Origin of the sequence: Psychrobacter sp. NPDC078409, assembly GCF_050268505.1 — a bacterium.
Lineage (GTDB): Bacteria > Pseudomonadota > Gammaproteobacteria > Pseudomonadales > Moraxellaceae > Psychrobacter.
Map to the genome: position 1 here is coordinate 500,389 of NZ_JBNNGW010000001.1, position 18,223 is coordinate 518,611.

Sequence of the window (18,223 nt, forward strand, 5' to 3'; positions counted from 1 at the left end):
GGTGGTATCGCCTTGGGCGGCAATACTGCCTGTGTTATTCATCGCGCCTTGGTTGACGATGTCCACATCAGCTTGGCTGTATAGGCTGCCGCTGTTATCTAGGCTACCGCTATCAAGATTTAGAGTGCCAATACTACTGATACTGCCACGATTATCCAGTTGGGCTTGACTACTAATGGTTGCAAGAGCATTACTTTGAATGTTTTGATCATTATTGATGCTGTTGGCACTGATGGTTAGATCACCTTGAGAGATGATTTCACTACTTACCCCTAGGTTGCTAAGCGTGCCGCTACTTTGGAGGTTTAGTGCGCCGTTGCTATTAATCTTACCTTGCTGGTTGTTGATGTCGCCATCAGCACTAATAAGGCTGTCAGTGTTGGCGATGATCTCACCAGTCTGGTTATTAATAAGTCCACGACTGGTTAAGGTAAATTGACTGCTAGCAGTGTCATTGCCCACGAATTGAATCTGACCACCTTGGTTATCCATACTTCCAGTATCAATGATGAGTTGCTTATTCTGTGAAGCAATGCGGCCATCAATATTGTTCAGCTGTTGTTGTACGTCAATTAGGCTTTCATGGGCTTTGTCGGTTAAGATGATTTCACCATCTTGATTGCTAAGGGTCTGGGCAGTTAGCTGAATGCTACCTGCTTGGGTACTGGCACCACTCAAGTCTATATCTTGTCCGCTTAAGGTTAAGATATTGCCAGTTATTAATTGCCCTTCTTGACCTTGTAGCTGCTCTGTGGCACTAATATTCAGCGCACCCGATCCTGAATGCTGAATCACTCCTTTGCTATTGTTTAGTCGCTCGGAGTTGATGGTCAGGGTTTGAGCGTTACTGCCAAGATAGCCACTTTGGTTGTTGATGTCAGCGATGGCTAGTGTCAGAGGTGATGCACCCAAATGACGGATGTCACCTGCTTGGTTGTTGAGCAGCTCGGTGTTAAGCGCCAGTCCTTCAGCAGCAACAATGAGACCTGTGCTGTTGTCTATTTGCTTGCTTGTTAAGGTGATGTTATCGCCATTGATAACGCCGTTCGTGTTGATCAGTGCGTCATCAGCTTGCATATCGATGCTGATACCTTGGCTACTGCCATCACTCAAGTCAAGGCTGCTGCCTTGCAGGTATATATCGCCAGTCGCAATGTTGGTACCCGCATTACGCTGGGTGCCTGTGCTGGTGACGCGCAATGTAGATGGGGTGTTGCTCAGAGTATTGTCGGTATTCAACCCTGCTATCAGCTGTCCATCAGCACTTTGCACCAGGCTGCCTGTATTCACGGTGGTATCGCCTTGGGCGGCAATACTGCCTGTGTTATTCATCGCGCCTTGGTTGACGATGTCCACATCAGCTTGGCTGTATAGGCTGCCGCTGTTGGTCAAAGTGCGAGTTTTAAGACTCAAATCATTGACGCTTGAAATTTGTCCTTCATTGTTGTCTATATCACTAGCAGTAACTGTAAGGCTACCCGTATCGCTCGCAACAATGCCTGTACCTGCATTGGTGAAATTTTCTTGTATCTGTAGCTGACTATTACTAGATGCTGTATTTTTTGCGGCAGTTTGGGTATTAACCGCAACAATACGCCCATCTATGTTATCGAAATTTTGTGCGCTGATAGTGAAGCGATTGGCTTGTACCACCCCTGATGTGTTATCGATATCTTTGGCGATTTGCCACGTTTGCTCACCTAAACTTAATATTTCACCAGCATTATTGTTCACACTATCTGCATTAATACTTAAACGACTGTCATCATTACTGCTTGTACCAGCGTGAATAATTTTTCCGCTACTATTATCGAGTGTCGTAGTACTCAGTGTTAGGTTGTCTGAATTACTCGCAATCTCACCACGTGTGTTGTCGATACCTTCTGCCAGTGCAAGCGTTAGGTCTTGTTTTTCCGTCTGTGTCAGTTTGCCATCGGTATTGTTTAAGCGTTTGGCATCAATCTCTAGCACACGACCACTTAGGACGCCTGATGTATTATCTAAAGTGCCATTCGTACTGCTTAAAGTAAGCGTGTCTGTCGCTCTTATCGAAGCATTTGTGGTATTGATGCTAGTACGGGCAGTTGTATTAATACTGCTACCTTGGGTGTTGCTGTCTAACAGATTAATGTCACCACCGCTTAAGCTCACATCGCCTGTAGCAATATGATTGCCTTGACTGGTGATATCACCGCTCGCTAGGACATTAAGATTTGCACTGTTGTTTAGCAATGTCCCATCAGCACTCATCCCTGCGACCAAGCTACCACTGTCTGTCTGTGTGAGACTACCAGTCGTCATATCAACATTACCGCCACTGGCAATCGTGCCACTGTTGTTGATGGTATCTGCCGCCGTTAGTTGTGTCTCAGTTTTACCATAGAGCTGGCCACTGTTATTGACGCTATCCGATCTTGTCGTCAGACTGCCTTGCGCGGTAATTTGGCCGCTGTCATTATCCAGAGATTTACTGGTAATGGCAGCATCTTTAGCACTATTGATCGCACCTTTAGTATTCGTTAAATCACCACGACTGTTGATCGTTAATTCTTCTTGCGAGATCAACTTACCATTGCTGTTATTAATATGATCACTGTCGGTAGTTAACTTGGCACTACTTTGAATAACACCTAAGTTATTATTGATATCACCATTTGCATTCAGCGTAATGTCACCATTACTGGCAAGCGTTCCTTTAGTATTATCGATATCGCTATTTGTGCTGATATTAATGCCAGCATTGGTGATAACCTGACCTGCAGTATTATCAAAGTCAGCTAATTGCCAATCTATCGACTCAAGTTGCAGGCGACTGTCCGTATTAGAAACGCTACCATCATCAGTGATATCAAGAGTGCTGACCGCTAAGCTGGATTTATCTTGGTTGGCCACGCTGTCAGCCGACACATTGATATCACCATTTGTATAAATACTGCCCGTGTTGGTCAGATCGCCCGTATCAATACGGCCGTTTTGAGTGATGATAGGTAATGGTTCAGGCGTCACCGTTGATTGCGAACTACCCTCTGTACTTGATTCAATACTGCTGCCATTAATAGCGGTGCTTGGTGGCGTGGTCGTTGGATCAGTAGGCGAGCTGGTGTTATCCGCATATAGATCTTGACCGATGACAGCACCTTGCTGATTGATAAGTTGCTGAGCTGTAATAGACAAGTTACCAGTACCCGTTTGTAGCAGTTTACCGCTATTTTTGAGTGCTGCAGACTGTATGTCAAAGCTACCAGTGGCTATCTCACCTGAGTTATCTATATTGCCAGTTTGCTGCAAACTTAAGGTGCCTCGGCTACTGATCACGCCACTGTTATTTAGGGTACTGCTCTTTAGCGCGGCGGCATCACGAGAACTTGCAATAGTCCCTGAGTTATCAATGCTGAAACCTTTAGTATTGATATCTACTTTGTCTTGATTGGCAACGAGACTACCTGAGTTAATCAAATTGCCATTACTATCTAACTGAAGACCGCCAGAGCTTGCGGTAATACTACCTGCGTTGGTGACACCCATGCCCTTTTCTGTACCGATCAGACGGATCTTACCTGCATACATCGCACCCAGTGACGAAACATCAAGCGCCACACCCATCGCTTGGTTGGTGCTATTGGTCGCATCGTTAGAAGTAACAATCGTATCTGCCGCATCCGATTCATAGCTAATTTTATTACTACCCGTAATCACATCTAAGTTTTTGGCATAGATACCTGCATTAATCTCAGCGGTCTTGGCAATGATTTGAGTGTAATCACTACTGCTAGTATCTAAGCCATCACCATCGATACGAACCTTACCACCTGTTACATCAAAGCCTGTCAAGCGGCCTTGATCCATGAGTGCTTGACCGGTCGTCAACGTGGTACGGGAGGCGTTGATAAAGCCGCAGCCAGCACAGCTGATGCCCGCAGGGTTGGCGATAATCAACTCAGCCTTGCCACCAGCAATCTCAGTATAGCCACCCAGACGGCTCGGATCGCTTGAATTGACTTCATTTAAGATAACGCGCGCTTCACCGCGTGCTAAATAAGGATTGCCTTCTACCCAACCAGCAATCTGAGTCTGAGCATTGGTACGGCTATTGTTAAGAATGGCACCATCAGAACCGACATCGAATTGACTAAAGACATTGCGTGATACGCCAGCTACACTTGGCGTCTGAATATTGACTTGGGTCTTGCCATTTGATGCTTTTAAGATGGCCGCTTGCTGGGCAGCGGCGGCATTACGATCAGCGACGATTTTGGTGCTATCGGCATGAGCATTTGTGCTAACACTCGTGCTAATGATAGTCGCCATACCAAGCGCTAGCAGTAGATGCGAGCGCAAACTATTCAGCTGACCACCTTGGTAATAACCGTTAGTGTGAGTCGTTGTTTGTGACCCAGCAGCAATTTGACTGATTGAACTGCCACCCTCGCTAGGGTTGCTGGTTTTACCTTGAGAGCGTGCTGCCTCTGACACCACCATGAGCATTCCGCGGGCTTTGTTAAAAATAACTCGGTAGCATTGAGCGTTCATTGTGATGTCCTTTGAGGGAGTATTTATTGAATAGATTATTCGATAGAATTTATTAAAGCGGGTTTATGACCAATCTTGGATACGGCATAAATGATAGTGCTAGTTAGTGAGGGTTAGTACTGCCACCCTAAACTAAAACCAGTGACCCACTCTTTGTCACTGAAACCGTCTGGCTGGGCTAGCGGATAGCCAGCAAACAAGTCATAGCTGGTGCGTAGCGGCGTGACGTAGCCTTTGACGCCTACAACCCCGCCAACGAGATGATTGCCGAGCAACAGATCATCTTGAGCATCATTATCAAGCTTCACATAGCCTGCATCGACACCAGCATAAACGGCATGAGGCTTATCACCTAAATAGGCACTCATTTCTTGCTTTAGAATCGCACCATGATCGCCGCTTAAACTGCGCTCACCATCGAACCCGCGTACACTATAACGTCCACCAATACTCAAACGTTCATTCGGCACCAATGCCTCAGTTGCATACTGCCCAGTAAAAGAGCCATGGTAATTCAACGCTTGATTGGCAATTTGCATAGGATGATTCACATCAACCCCTACTTTTACGATACCCGCACGCGCACTGCCTTCATTAAACAATGCTTCAGGTGGATCGATTGCATCAAAAGCACCTGTACCGCGCTGATACATGACATCACCTACCCATTGGGTTTTACCAATGATGGTCTCGTAGCCAATGCCTGCTTTATAGCCTGCCGTACGGCGACGCTGTACTTCCACTTCCGTATCATCAATAAAGTTACTTTGTTGCTTGGTGTAACCACCTGCCTTTAAATACGTTTTGCTGTGACTGTCACGATGGACCAAATGGCTGACGAGCGCTTCGGTGTTATAAGAGTCGCCGCTATAAACGTAGTCTTGATTGGCACCCGCAATGGTTTGATCATAGTTATAGCCGCTGTGGGTCAGTGTTAGTTGGGTATTGTTGATGGGCAGTACGTAGCCAATGTTATATCCCCAGCTACCATTATCTTCGCCATCACCGCCCCCATCTAAATTGTGGTTATAAGATAGGTATAACAAATCATTGTGCCAAGTGGGATTGTCTAGTGATAGCGTGACATTACCTTGATAGACACCTGTACTTTCCTGCCCTGAATCATCAACAGAAGCAGACAGACGCCAGCGTTTGTTTTGCTGCCATTTAACTTGGATATCACTATAACCAGGCTCGGTCATTCGACTGCTAGGTGCAATGGAGAAATCTGCGTCAGCGGTTGGTACGCGCTTAAAGTTTTCTAGTGACTGCTCGATATCACGAACATTAAGCAAATCACCAGACTGCATTGGCATGGCAGGGGCAAAGTTGGCAGGATTGCCGCTATTATCAATATACACAGGGCGACTGGCTTGAACATCGACAGCGGTAATTTGATCAATACGACCGGGGATGAGAGTAAGCGTTAAGTGACCAGATTTGAGGTTTTGGTTCTGCACCAATACCCGAGTGGTGACGTAACCTTTTTCGATAATCCGGTTCTGTACATTGGTGACCAGCTGGTTGATATCATTGACTGATAGACAGCTGCCCAGTAGGGATGATTTACCTTTGGTATAAGGCATGAGTGCGAAAGTAAATTTTTCGCTCAGCTCACCTATTAGGTAGATATGGTCAATATCGAAACAAGGGGTTGAAGCAGGATCAGTATTCTGAGAACTGGCGAGCACTATAGAAGTGGAAGGTGCTTGTTGATACGTATCAGTATTTATATTGACATTAGGCTTAACCAATTGTTGCTGTTTTAAGGCTTCACTACGCTGCTCTTGGTACTGCTCAGGCGTAAGCGCATTGGCATTGATACAAACGCTGATAATACTAACCGTTAAAAAGCTTAAAGTGTGGCCAGCTACATTGGTTCTCGAAATACTTGTATACATAAGTCCACCATTTTTATAGTAAAAGGATTATGTATAGAACAGGTACTTATTGCAAGTTTTTTTCTAAAATGTTTCTAGAATGTTATAAAAACAATACTCTCTATTTTGATTCAAACGTCACAATCAAATTTGAAGGAAAGTAAAGTTTGTAATAATGAAGCACAAGCTAAAACATCAATGAAAGAAAGTTTCCTGTGCTCGATCAATTAGCATTGCTATCTACTGCTATTACTCGATAAACCAAAAGAATAGAACAATCAGCATTTTTACCTGAACAGCAGCCTGCATCTAAAATTATTGCGATGCGCTTTCTGACTGGTAGTCGACTGGTAAATATATTATAGATATCCTGCGTCTTAACGTTTGCTATTTAAGTTACCACATCTTTTGTATGGCTTGAATTTAATGAAAATGAATAGGTTGGTATACATCCTATCTACATCATCTATCAACCCCTAAGCCTAGGCAGTAAACTAGGGTTAATAGTTCGTAATTTTATACTTGATTCTGGCGACCAAACTAAATCCCCATGTTCCACTGCTATTTGATAAGCCCACTGGCTGATCGTTTCAGAGCGAAGTTGATTGGTCGTAAAACCTATAATTTTTGCTTCCTGCTCAATCGTATGACCGTGTTGTTGATTGCGTTCTAGCCACTTTTCATAAAATAGCTCTTCAGCCAGATAATCACGCTTACTATTATTGCAGCTATGATCCGTAAGTACGAAGTTATGAGTCGTATCAATTGGATATTTCGACCAAGGAATAAAGTGATCAACTTCGATATTGTTTCTCAAGGGTTTATGACAATAGAAGCACTGTCCCCGCTGAGTATCAATCAGGATAGGTATTAATACTTTTAGACTTTGGCGCGATTGATTGAACAAGAACTGCTGCAAATCAATATCATCACTAAAATGTATTTGGTTACGACTGTTCTTACGTACGAACTCTGTCCAGTATTGCTGGCATAGCTTGTTAATTATTTTACTAAAGCGTGTAAAACAGTATGCAATACCAGGATTTAAAGTTATTACCTTTGATTTTGAGTCATAAACATATAAGAATTCACGACTAACTTTGTCCTCCGCACTTTGCAGATATCTTGCGGGGTACTTTTTGATAGTTGAAGCAATATCTTTTACAGTCGATTGCCATAGTTTGATATTTTGTGTGCAAGCCATAGTCAGACTGGTTGTCTTAGTTTTATGCTGCAAATCTAGAATGCTATTAATAACACTAGCCTGCCCTGTTGTACTGCTTTGTCTGAGTACAGAATCACTACTTTGATCTGAGTATGGTAATGCTTGTGTCCAGTAAAGCTGTATAAACTGCTCTGCTAACTGCTCATAAGAAATACTGTGTTCACTGTCATCATTAATTCCAGACTCTATAGACAGATTAACTATTGCCATTAACAAGGCAAATTTATAGGTCGAGGTATAGGAACTAGATTCAAGCAGCCACTGAATACGTCTTAAAAAGTTGAGCTGGAATTCCGCCGTGGGCACTATAACAATCCTCTAAAACACAGTAGCTCATTCTAATAAAATTATTAATACAATTGTCGTATATTCATCGGAAAAAAGTTTTTTTGTATTTTATAGCCTAATTCATTTAAGCCCTGTTTTTTTTATTTTATAAATAAATCAGTTACTTTTTATTAGTCATATTGACAGACAGTTTAATCACAACATGTCATTTCAATGAGGTTAGATCCTGAACCCATATATTGTGTGTTGATTGATCATAACTTTGCATTGAGGCAATAACATTGATTGTAGAACACTACGGTTGAGTGTATAGAAATCGACTTATGAAGCTTCGGTACTACTAAGGCGGGTGTTGTACCCTTTAAAGGTCTTGAGTCTATTTAAGCAATTAAAGTCAGGGTGCATCAAATATGGGTCATACAAGCAATAGCGATTCTATTCTTCTCAAAAAATCGTCTTTTTGTTCTGTTAATTGGTGATGTGAGTCTTTTAAACATATTCCATCTACTTTAAACCAAGTGTTACTCGTAGAGTCACCATAAAGATTTTTAGCAAAGTTCTTATCTAGTTCTTCTTTGTCGAAGCGCTCACTTAGTGGATAAATCAGCCCCAAACCTATTAGCTTTTTATTATGTGATTCCATATAAGAGCCGTAAGTATGTAATTGGAAAAAATCAGCTCTATCATAGTCTCTGAAATGACCGGTCATGCGCTTATATTTAGCATCTAGCACAACTATATGACTATCTTTTTCTAAAATAATATCTGGAATAATACTTCGTTTAAAACCTGTGTTTTGGTAGATTCTATACTGCTGTGAGTAAACATGCCATCCTCTAGGCGCAAAGCATTTTTTTAAGATAGTGAATAGATATTTTTCCCATATCTCTGCCATGTCTAAAAATAAGGCATTACCCATTATATCTGCCATTTCATGCATTGATGATTGTTTCTTATACTGAATAATATGCCAAGAGAAATCTACTATCTCTTTATAGTTAGCATAAATAGCGCCATATTTTATTTTTTGGAATTGGGTCGTGGTAATAACCTGCTTGTTATGGCACGGTACTCTTATTACCTCTTTTACCGCATCATTTAACATATTTTCTGTTAAATAATAATCTTTGCATAAGATAGTGTATGCTTTCTTTAAAATCGCCAAAATTGTGCTGTCTACTTCTTTTTCTATCCGCTTTGAGACTACATAATTTTCTTTATAAATCGGTAACACACTTTTCTTTATAGCCATCTTACCTCTTACAGTACTACTTTTATTTAGCTTTTCCACTTTATGCTTCGGCAAACCGTGTATATTAATTTTGCTCAGGGTTTTAACCCATATTATGCTTATAATTTTTTTTAAAAGCTCATTATCACTGTTATCATATAGCTTGTACTCGGAAGTGCTATGTGCAAGTTTAATATTAAATATTTCTTCTAATAATATTAAGATATTGGCATTACCAAAACGAGGCTGCACTTCAAAACAATGAGGTCTACCATTGTATTCGAAATATAATTTTCCAATATATCTACCTGTCAGCCACTTTTTATGAGTATAACTATAACTTAACAATGGTGTTTCATCGCCCACTGAGTCAGTGTTAATTCTAAATACATTGGTGCTTGTAAAGCAGTTGTTAATAACAACTGCCATATTTGCCTCTATATCAATATACGAGCAATCCCTGACTTTTATAGTGCAAATATCACTTTGCATGAGTAAAAACTTTCTCAGCATTAGTTAAATGTTTCTGTACCATCTTTTTGTCCGTATTGCCTAAAAAAGCCTCTAACATAGGTTCTATTGAAAACCTCCATAAAATATCTCGCGCTTCTTTGTATAATTTCAACTTGCTTCTGTTTTTACCTGTTAAATTGGCATTTTGTTCATAAATCTTAGGTAACTCAGCAAAAAAAGTATGCCCAATTTGGTAATCTACGCCCAGCTCATCGATTTTTGTACTTATATATTCATTTAATGAAGTGCAGTCATTTACAAATCCTTCAATATGTTCTGATAGCTTGTCATGTGAATTCTGACTGAGCATATTAAATAAAATGTCTTTATCATAGCCTTTAAACTTCCACAAAAATCGTCTGCGTAAAGCAAAGTCCATACGCTCTACGGAAAAATCAATTTCATTCATGGTTCCAATAATGTATAAATTATCAGGAATAATAAGTGTAATACCTTTAATTGCAGTTTCGATAGGTTTGTTCCGATACTCCATAGCAGAGAATAACTCCCCAAACACACGTGATAAATCCACCCTATTTATCTCATCTAAAATGAGTACATGAGGTAGCTTTATTTTGTTATCTTTGTCAGTAGTTTCAGTTTCTTGGTTTGCTTTTTCGATAATATTGAACAATTGGCCTTCGACAGGAACTGTTTCCGAACCATCAGGGGTTGATTTTAGTTGGTAGCCTGCTATGAAATCTTCATAAGAGGTATTTGGATTAAATTGAAGATGATGTATTCGGCCATCTACAACAGTTTTTTTATCTTTAAGGAAGCGCTGTAAGTTTTCTTTTTTATGCAAAAAATGAATAGCAATTAAAGACTCAGCTAAGGCGTTTGCAGAGTGTGTTTTTCCTGTACCTGGAGGACCATAATATACGATCGCTTTTTTATACTGCAATGCCATCAGGTCATCTGATAGATTATGTATGCCCTTGTTCCAAATATGCCAAAGCTGGTCATTATAGAAGCTAAACCCATTTTTGAAGTCTAACTGTAGCTCTTGCTGCGATATAACTAACTGCTCTTTGATCAGTGAAATCTCTTCATCAAGATTAATATCGTCTTTTAATCCTGGTAAATCTTTTATCAAAGCATCAAAGTGTTGCTTAATCGCTAGCTTATCTTGCTTTGAAGCTATAGGCTCATATTTGTCAGGATTTGCTAAATGAAGCATTAAGCTTTGCATAGCGATTGTTTTGTTTTTTAGTTGCCGATACTCTGCTTCATCAATGCCGTAAGCATTTTCCTCAAAAAGTATGTCAGCGTTTTCAATAATGAAAGCATTTATGGCTTCTTTATCAAACCCTCCATTATCTACCTCCTCTTTAAGTGTCATGCAGAGAATCAATAAGTAGTTTAACTCTACAGGTTTATTGGTTTTATGATACTGACCTGTTGAGCCTACACCATACTTAGGGAAGAAATTTTCTCGCCTACATTCATTAAAGCGATGAATATCTGCTTCTTTATCCAATATCCAGATAGGTGTTTTCTCTTTGGTATCAGCGGTTATATCATGAGCAGGTAAGCTCCAGAGCCAATTGAGATGAGCAAAGCAAAGCTTTGTTTTGTAATCTGCATCCTCAAACTGCTGTTTAATTTTTTGCCAAAAATCTTGATTGCTACCTTCTATAGGTGAGTCCAAAAAACATATTTTTACTTTCTTCAAATTTTCTAATGTAAATATGTCTTCTTCATTAGTGAGGACTGAATTATCCTTCAATAAGCATTCTTCAATAAATGTATTATATAGCTGGTGAACTGGGTGAATAATGTCATTTGTCATTATTTTCCTTATTATTTAAATTATTTAGCGAGTTATTGACAGTAGTTGAACTGTAGTGGTCAACTAATTTTAGATACATGACAAGAGTTTTTAGTTCAAGTAACAGTAGGTATTTATCAGCTTACCTTCTATATACTTTGCCATTTCTATTTGGCAGATAGAGCCAAAGTTTGAGTTGGCAGTTTTCACATCGATAGCGACAAAATTTACTATCTATCCTTGTGCAACTAACGCGTAATATATCAATTATGAATAATAATAAACTAAAATTGATGTTTTTATCTATCTGATTGATGAATAGCCACATAATTTTAATCGCAATAATTCCTTATCAAAAGTCTCATTTAGACACGCGGCTAAGGTGCAGACTCTCTGATTAAGCATTGAAAGTAAGCACATCTTCATAATCAAAAAATATGATGCCAACCATATATAGTACGCAGCGTTAGCACCATATTTAGTGCTTAGTACTTTGGTTTTTACTTAGATGCTGTTATTAATATTAGGGTTTATTAAGAATATGACAATACTTGCAAGTGCTCGCCCACTATGACTCTGGCTAAGATAAAGAGAATTGTATACTATAGTTCGTTTATTTACCTACTACTTAGAAGCTGAAAACATGTCAGACCTACCCAATTTTATCCAGCCTACTTCTTTTTCACCTTCTAGAATATCTGGGCAGATAAGTCCTCAAAACAGTCATAACGATATTTCTGATCCCATAAATAGCGCACTTCCATCTACAGCAGATATCCAAACATCAAAACCTAGCAGCTTACCGGAGTTTCTACGTCTCAATGCAGCGAAGTATATAGAGAAATTAACAGCCGTTCAGAGTGCATCTGAACTATTCTCAAAGTTGAACCCACAACAAACTCTATGGCTTGATTTGGAAATCAACCCTAAAAATGAGACGCTGATAGATGGTGCTTTCTTAATCAACGACTACTATTGGCATTTTAGTGCTAAGCAATTTCGACAGCAGTCGGATGTTGTTTATGAGCTATTGAATAAAGCTGATTTTTTAGGTGGCCATCATCTAATTGAGTTTGATTTACCTCACCTATATTCGCTATTAAACGACGCATTATCGACCACTAGCTATAAACACACACTATTAACAAACCAGCCTGACGGTTCTGAAAAACTGCGTGGCTGGCAAGCGAAAGCTTGGGATACACTGATACTGAGCTGCCTATTTATTCCGCACCAGCCTAGCCACGCCTTAGCTAAGCTCTACAAAGCCAATGTCGATTATAATAACCCAGTCCTTGACTGCTTAGAAAGTCGCTGTGTATTTGGGCTTTGCACACAAGCGTGGCAAATCCTACCTACCAATATGCAAATACTACTGTACAAGCTCTTACCACAACTTTTGCATTTACATACGCTCAGCCGTCAAAGCTACTTTGCTATAGATGAAAATAATACCTTTGATATAGAAGCTATCTTTAATGACTTACCAGCAGGAAATCGAACTGATCTTATCAACCTATTAGAAAGTTGTATGGGCAATACTCATATAAGCAATGATGATAAAGAGCACTCAACATTATGGCAACATCTTGGTTTAGCCACCTTTATTAACTGGCTAAGATATTTTGATAAGCCACAAGCACGCCGTCCAGTATGGCTTATCAAGCATCCTTTCCACAGACATAGTTTTAGCCAAGCTGAAAATACTTTTTGGCATTTGCATGAGCCGAGTGAAGATTGGATTAATCAACAGTGTCATCACTTTTTTGGATTTGAGCATTTGCGCGAAGGACAGATGTCTATTGTCAAAGCAGTGCTGATGAATAAAGACATTCCTCTTGGCATATTACCAACAGGTGGCGGTAAAAGCTTGACCTTCCAGCTACCCGCACTGATATTAAGTAGGTACCAACGTCAGCTGACCGTAGTGATATCGCCTTTAAAGGCATTAATCGAAGACCAAGTTGTCAACTTGCATACTGATTTGCCAGACTACGCCAACCGTATTGCTTATCTGACTTCAGGGCAGTCCATAGAAACCCAAAAAGACATCTTAGACGGTATTTGGCAAGGCGATATTGATATTATTTATATGAGTCCAGAGCGGCTACGTACACATAGTATTCGTCAACTACTCAAAAATCGCCCACCAGCATTTTGGGTGTTAGATGAGGCGCATACGCTTAGCCAATGGGGCACTGATTTTCGGCCAGACTTTTTGCGTATCGCCGATCACATGATGGCGTGTTATAGCGACGAGCTTCGAGAACACTTTACAAAGCAGCTTGAGCGCCAAAAAGACATTAAAGAGGGTAAACTTCAGCTTGATATATTAGAAGTGATATCTGATCAGGACAATACTAACGCATCTAGAACAAATATTAGCAGTAACGCGTCGGAATTCTTACCACCCACCATAAGCTTAGTGACCGCCACAGCCTCCACACGTGTCAAAGATGATTTAGAGAGTGAGCTGGTAGATAAGCTTACTGCCTTAACTGACAATAAAACTTTGGTGCAATATGGCACCCCTATCGAAAGCCTTAAGATTTGGCGTGACGATATTACTGCGCATTTTATAGAAGCAGCCAAGGACGAGCGTGAAGCGCATATCTATAACATTATAAATGAGCGCAAAGTTTGGTACGAGAACCAATATCCAGAACATCCTGAAAAAGGCGTGGTTATAGTTTATCTGCGTAACCGTAAAGGCTGTGATCAATATGCTGACGATTTCGCCCAAAAAGGCTTAGTGTCCGCCGCCTATCATTCTAAATTAAATGAGGGGCAAAAAAAGAGTGTACTTGAAAAATTCAAAAATGATGAACTAGACGTGGTGGTCTGTACCAATGCTTTTGGCATGGGCATCGATAAAGAAGGCATCCATACCGTTATTCATAGTGGGCCGCCGAATAATCTTGAGTCTTATATTCAGGAGATTGGCCGTGCAGCACGTAAGTCCTACGAGGTCGGCGCAGCATATATGCTATGGGGTCAAAGAGATATTGAAGCTTTATTTTTCCAAGAGCGTGAGTCACGCATACCAAATACAAATACCTTGAGAGACTGTTGGACAGCCATACGTCCAGCTCTCAGCAAACCCATACAAGATCAATGGTTCCCTAGCAGTGTACTAGCGCCCATACTTGCACCAGATGACGAGACTGAACAACTTAATACCCAGGTAAGAGTGGCTTTATTGGCGCTCGAGCGTTACGGGTTGCTGACTGAAAAAGACCAGCAACCGGCTTGGATCAGTATCAAACTCTCAAGCCAACCGCCTGCTAGCCAACATACTAATATGTCTAATCTCTATGCTCAATTACAGCAGCTTGCGGATGACACCTTAAGCAAGGTGACAACAAATATAGTTAATGCTAAGAATAGTAGTGACGAAGGCTCTAACAATAACAACAATACTGGCCTGACTCGCTATCATTTACCTGAATTGGCACTAGCACTTGGCTATTCTGTTAAATCACTATTAAAAGGGTTACGTGAGTTGGTCAATCAAGGTCATGCTCAGTGGCAAGTTGTGGTGCGTGTACGACTAAAATATACACACCGCTATTTAAAGGGTGAATTTAATCGCTTAAGCCGTATTATTACTGCTTTAGAAGAATGTCTAAATAGCAGCTATGGAGCGCTAAGTGGCACTGAAGCGATAGAAATGCAAGGCGCTACCCAGCTCAATACCAAAGCACTCGACAACTGGCTGATTCAGCAGCGCCATAATCTATCTAGTAAACGTCATATTCTACCTATGTTTCGAGCATTAGGTATCTTAAAAACACGCAATCATGGTACGACCCAAGTATTTGTTTCCTCCACAAATAGGACTAAGTTATGGCAAATTGATGAGGATCTACCAGACAATTGGGAGAGCTGGGTTCGCTATGCAAAAGTGCTCGTAGCAAATTTGACACCTTTATATGAAGAGTATCTGCTACCTGCCCTACCTGATAAAAAAGATGGTGATGGTAAAGCATTTCATCTCGATAACTTAGCCCAGAAACTAAAGCGCGATCCTGATACTATCTTGACCCAACTTGAGCAGTTACAGCGCTTAGAGCTGATTGAGCTTAGCCGCTTAGACGACACGCAAGATGCTATTTTCTTTATTGGCAAACACCGAAAATCCACTTCAAAGTATCATGAAAACGCCTATCAGTATTTGCAAACCCATTATCAAGATCGCTGCGCTCGCATCCATATGCTGAGCTTTTGGCTACAGGCAGACTCTGATGTCCAAAAAGCGTTGATTGAGGACTACTTTACCCAGCCTCTATCGGAAGTCATTAAAACCTATATTAACAACGACATCGATGTGCATAAACCTTATATCAAAGATTATGAAAAAGAGATTTTGCCTAAATATTTTAGTGACACTCAAGTACAAATTATCAAAGAAACAAGCCGTGCGGCCATGGTACTGGCTGGTCCAGGATCTGGAAAAACCACTGTGGTGGTACATAGAGTCGCTTATCTATTAATGATAGAGGAAATAAAACCTGAGAAGATTTTGATATTGGCTTATAACCGTTTGGCAGTAGCTGAATTAAGATCGCGCTTACTGGCTTTGATTGGTTATCATGCGATCAATGTTACCATTCAGACCTTCCATGGTCTGGCACGGCAAATCACAGGACTGAGTGAAAAAGACGCACCCGATGCCGCGCTTGATGAGATTGCCACGCGCATTGAGCATTTAAGCCAAGAGAAAAATTTACAAAAGCGCCGTGATAATGCTCGCTATCAGTGGATGATTGAGCAGGCCATCAGTCAACTACAAGAGCGGCCGCAACACTTTCAGTACATTATGGTCGATGAGTTTCAAGATATCGATGAATATCAGTATCAAATGATTGGACTATTAGCAGATCTACAAACACAAGATGACAATAATAGCGACACCAATGATAGCTACATTGCCATAGACGCTGATAGTGATGCTACTGATGATAACTTTGAGCAGCGCGGCTATTTGATGGTGGTTGGTGACGACGACCAGAACCTATACGCCTTTCGTGGCGCTAGCATTCAATATATCCAGCAGTTTGCAGATAACTACCATGTTAATACTGAGCAAAAATACTATCTGCTCAATAACTATCGTAGTGCTAATAATATAGTCGAGCTTGCCAATGAATTTATAGCTACTACATTGCCAAGTAGTGAGCGTCTAAAGCAGGCTGAGCATAGCATCAAGGCGACTAAACCCTATCCTAGTAGTCCTATTCGCTATGGGTACTACCAGCAGACCAAAGGCGTTGACATGGCAGCATGGGTTGCGTCTGATATTGAACAGCACTTAGCAGGTAATGAACAAAAAAATGGACCGCCAGAAACCATAGCAGTGCTCGCTCCTAAATGGTCATATTTCGATGCCATACAGCATTACCTTGAAGCTCTAAATATCAGTAGTCAGCGGTATAATGAAAATGAGCAAGTTACTCCCATCAATAGCTTTATAGGACAAGCGCTATTTAAAGATTTGAGTGCGAAACGTTTAGACTTTATTGAAGAGAATGTTGCTGAATTTTTGGAATGCTGGCGGGTCAAGCGAGGCTTAAACCATTTAGATAAAGCTTGGGAGGCAATTATCAGTTGCACTCAAGATATGGAAAATGTCACTTATGAACAGGTATTACAAGCGTTAGAGTCTATTTTATACGACGATAAAACACAGGTTATATTAATCACTTATCATAGTGCGAAAGGGATGGAGTTTGATCATGTTTATGTCATTGATGATCAACTCTCAAACTCATCTTCAAACGCTCAGGCAGACCATAGTCATGATAGACCGTTATATGTAGCACTGACACGAGCAAAGCAAACTTTGAGCTTACTACTCCATCATAAAAAGCATCATCCTACTTTAGCTAAAATATTGCTTACTCATGCTGAGCAAATTGACTTGCCTGTGTTTAGTCCGCCTTCAATGCTGACTTTTCATCGCTTTATGCGTTTAGATGAGCTGGTATTGACGCCGCGCACACTGGTTAATGACGAAGGTCGCAAGTTTTTAGAACATACGTTTTGCCGTGATAGCTGGACGAAAGCGAGAAATGATATTCTAGGATTATTTGATGTCGCCTGCTATAAACGAGAGAGGAAAAGCGATGGCTTTTACTCAGCTAAAGGCCAACAAGTTGCTCAATTTTCAACTGCTTTTTCTAAAGAATATTCTTCTCAAGGGCAAGGTAATAAGCATCTATTGATGGCTGGCTTTACAACTACCCTGTTTTATCAACAGGATATCTCTTGGTATGAAAAATCGGGTTATCATGGCAGCGAAGGTAGCCATTATCTAATTGTGCCTTATGTTCAATTTAATATTCAGTGTAGGTGAATATAAATTTGAACAAGTAATTTACTTTATATTGGCTGACTGATTTTAAAAACTAGTTATCTCTTAACTTTACACAGCAAGGCTAACTCCATTTTTTTAACACCCTACAAAAGAGCGTTTGCAAGAAGGAGCTATGTTGAATAAACTGTAGAGATGGACTTGGTTTATGTTACGAATTAACTCTTCTACTATGAGTATGAAGGTGAATTACACACCTCATTAGTGCAGAGGCATAATTTCAACCAGAAATAGGCACAAGCTAGAGTCATTGTATTTTCATGACTCTAGCTTGTGCCTACTTTTTGCGACCGCGCTGTAATTTTTTAGATTAGCGAAAGTATTTTTCTCTAGATAGCGATCTTTGTACAAGTACTATTCTATATGGTTGTTAGTAGACTGAATATCATATTTACGAAGATAGCAGACTAAC

The 18,223-nt window shown here is 40.5% G+C and carries 6 protein-coding genes; 1 reads left to right on the forward strand and 5 read right to left on the reverse strand.

All coding sequences use genetic code 11. The annotated features are described in order from the left end of the window. The 5 genes from ACQKC9_RS01815 to ACQKC9_RS01835 all read right to left on the reverse strand — a co-directional run. A partial coding sequence (locus ACQKC9_RS01815; protein ID WP_427620277.1) for a filamentous hemagglutinin N-terminal domain-containing protein occupies nucleotides 1–4,530 on the reverse strand: 4,530 nt, incomplete at its 3' end. A gap of 113 nt (nucleotides 4,531–4,643) precedes the next feature. Continuing rightward, nucleotides 4,644–6,431, reverse strand: a complete 1,788-nt coding sequence (locus ACQKC9_RS01820; RefSeq protein ID WP_427620278.1) for a ShlB/FhaC/HecB family hemolysin secretion/activation protein — start codon at nucleotides 6,429–6,431, stop codon at nucleotides 4,644–4,646. A 448-nt stretch (nucleotides 6,432–6,879) separates the two neighbouring features. Then, the gene (locus ACQKC9_RS01825) at nucleotides 6,880–7,941 is read right to left on the reverse strand and encodes an HNH endonuclease domain-containing protein (RefSeq protein ID WP_427620279.1); all 1,062 of its coding nucleotides are present in this window, start codon (nucleotides 7,939–7,941) and stop codon (nucleotides 6,880–6,882) included. A 397-nt stretch (nucleotides 7,942–8,338) separates the two neighbouring features. After that, the gene (locus tag ACQKC9_RS01830) at nucleotides 8,339–9,646 is read right to left on the reverse strand and encodes a 5-methylcytosine restriction system specificity protein McrC (RefSeq protein WP_427620280.1); all 1,308 of its coding nucleotides are present in this window, start codon (nucleotides 9,644–9,646) and stop codon (nucleotides 8,339–8,341) included. After that, on the reverse strand, nucleotides 9,636–11,459 hold the full coding sequence (locus tag ACQKC9_RS01835; protein WP_427620281.1) for an McrB family protein: 1,824 nt from the start codon (nucleotides 11,457–11,459) through the stop codon (nucleotides 9,636–9,638). Before ACQKC9_RS01835 ends, ACQKC9_RS01830 begins: the two co-directional genes overlap by 11 nt. A 622-nt stretch (nucleotides 11,460–12,081) precedes the next feature. Here ACQKC9_RS01835 and ACQKC9_RS01840 point away from each other — a divergent pair. After that, complete coding sequence (locus ACQKC9_RS01840; RefSeq protein ID WP_427620282.1) at nucleotides 12,082–17,793, forward strand: UvrD-helicase domain-containing protein; 5,712 nt, start codon at nucleotides 12,082–12,084, stop codon at nucleotides 17,791–17,793. Nucleotides 17,794–18,223 lie beyond the last annotated feature (430 nt).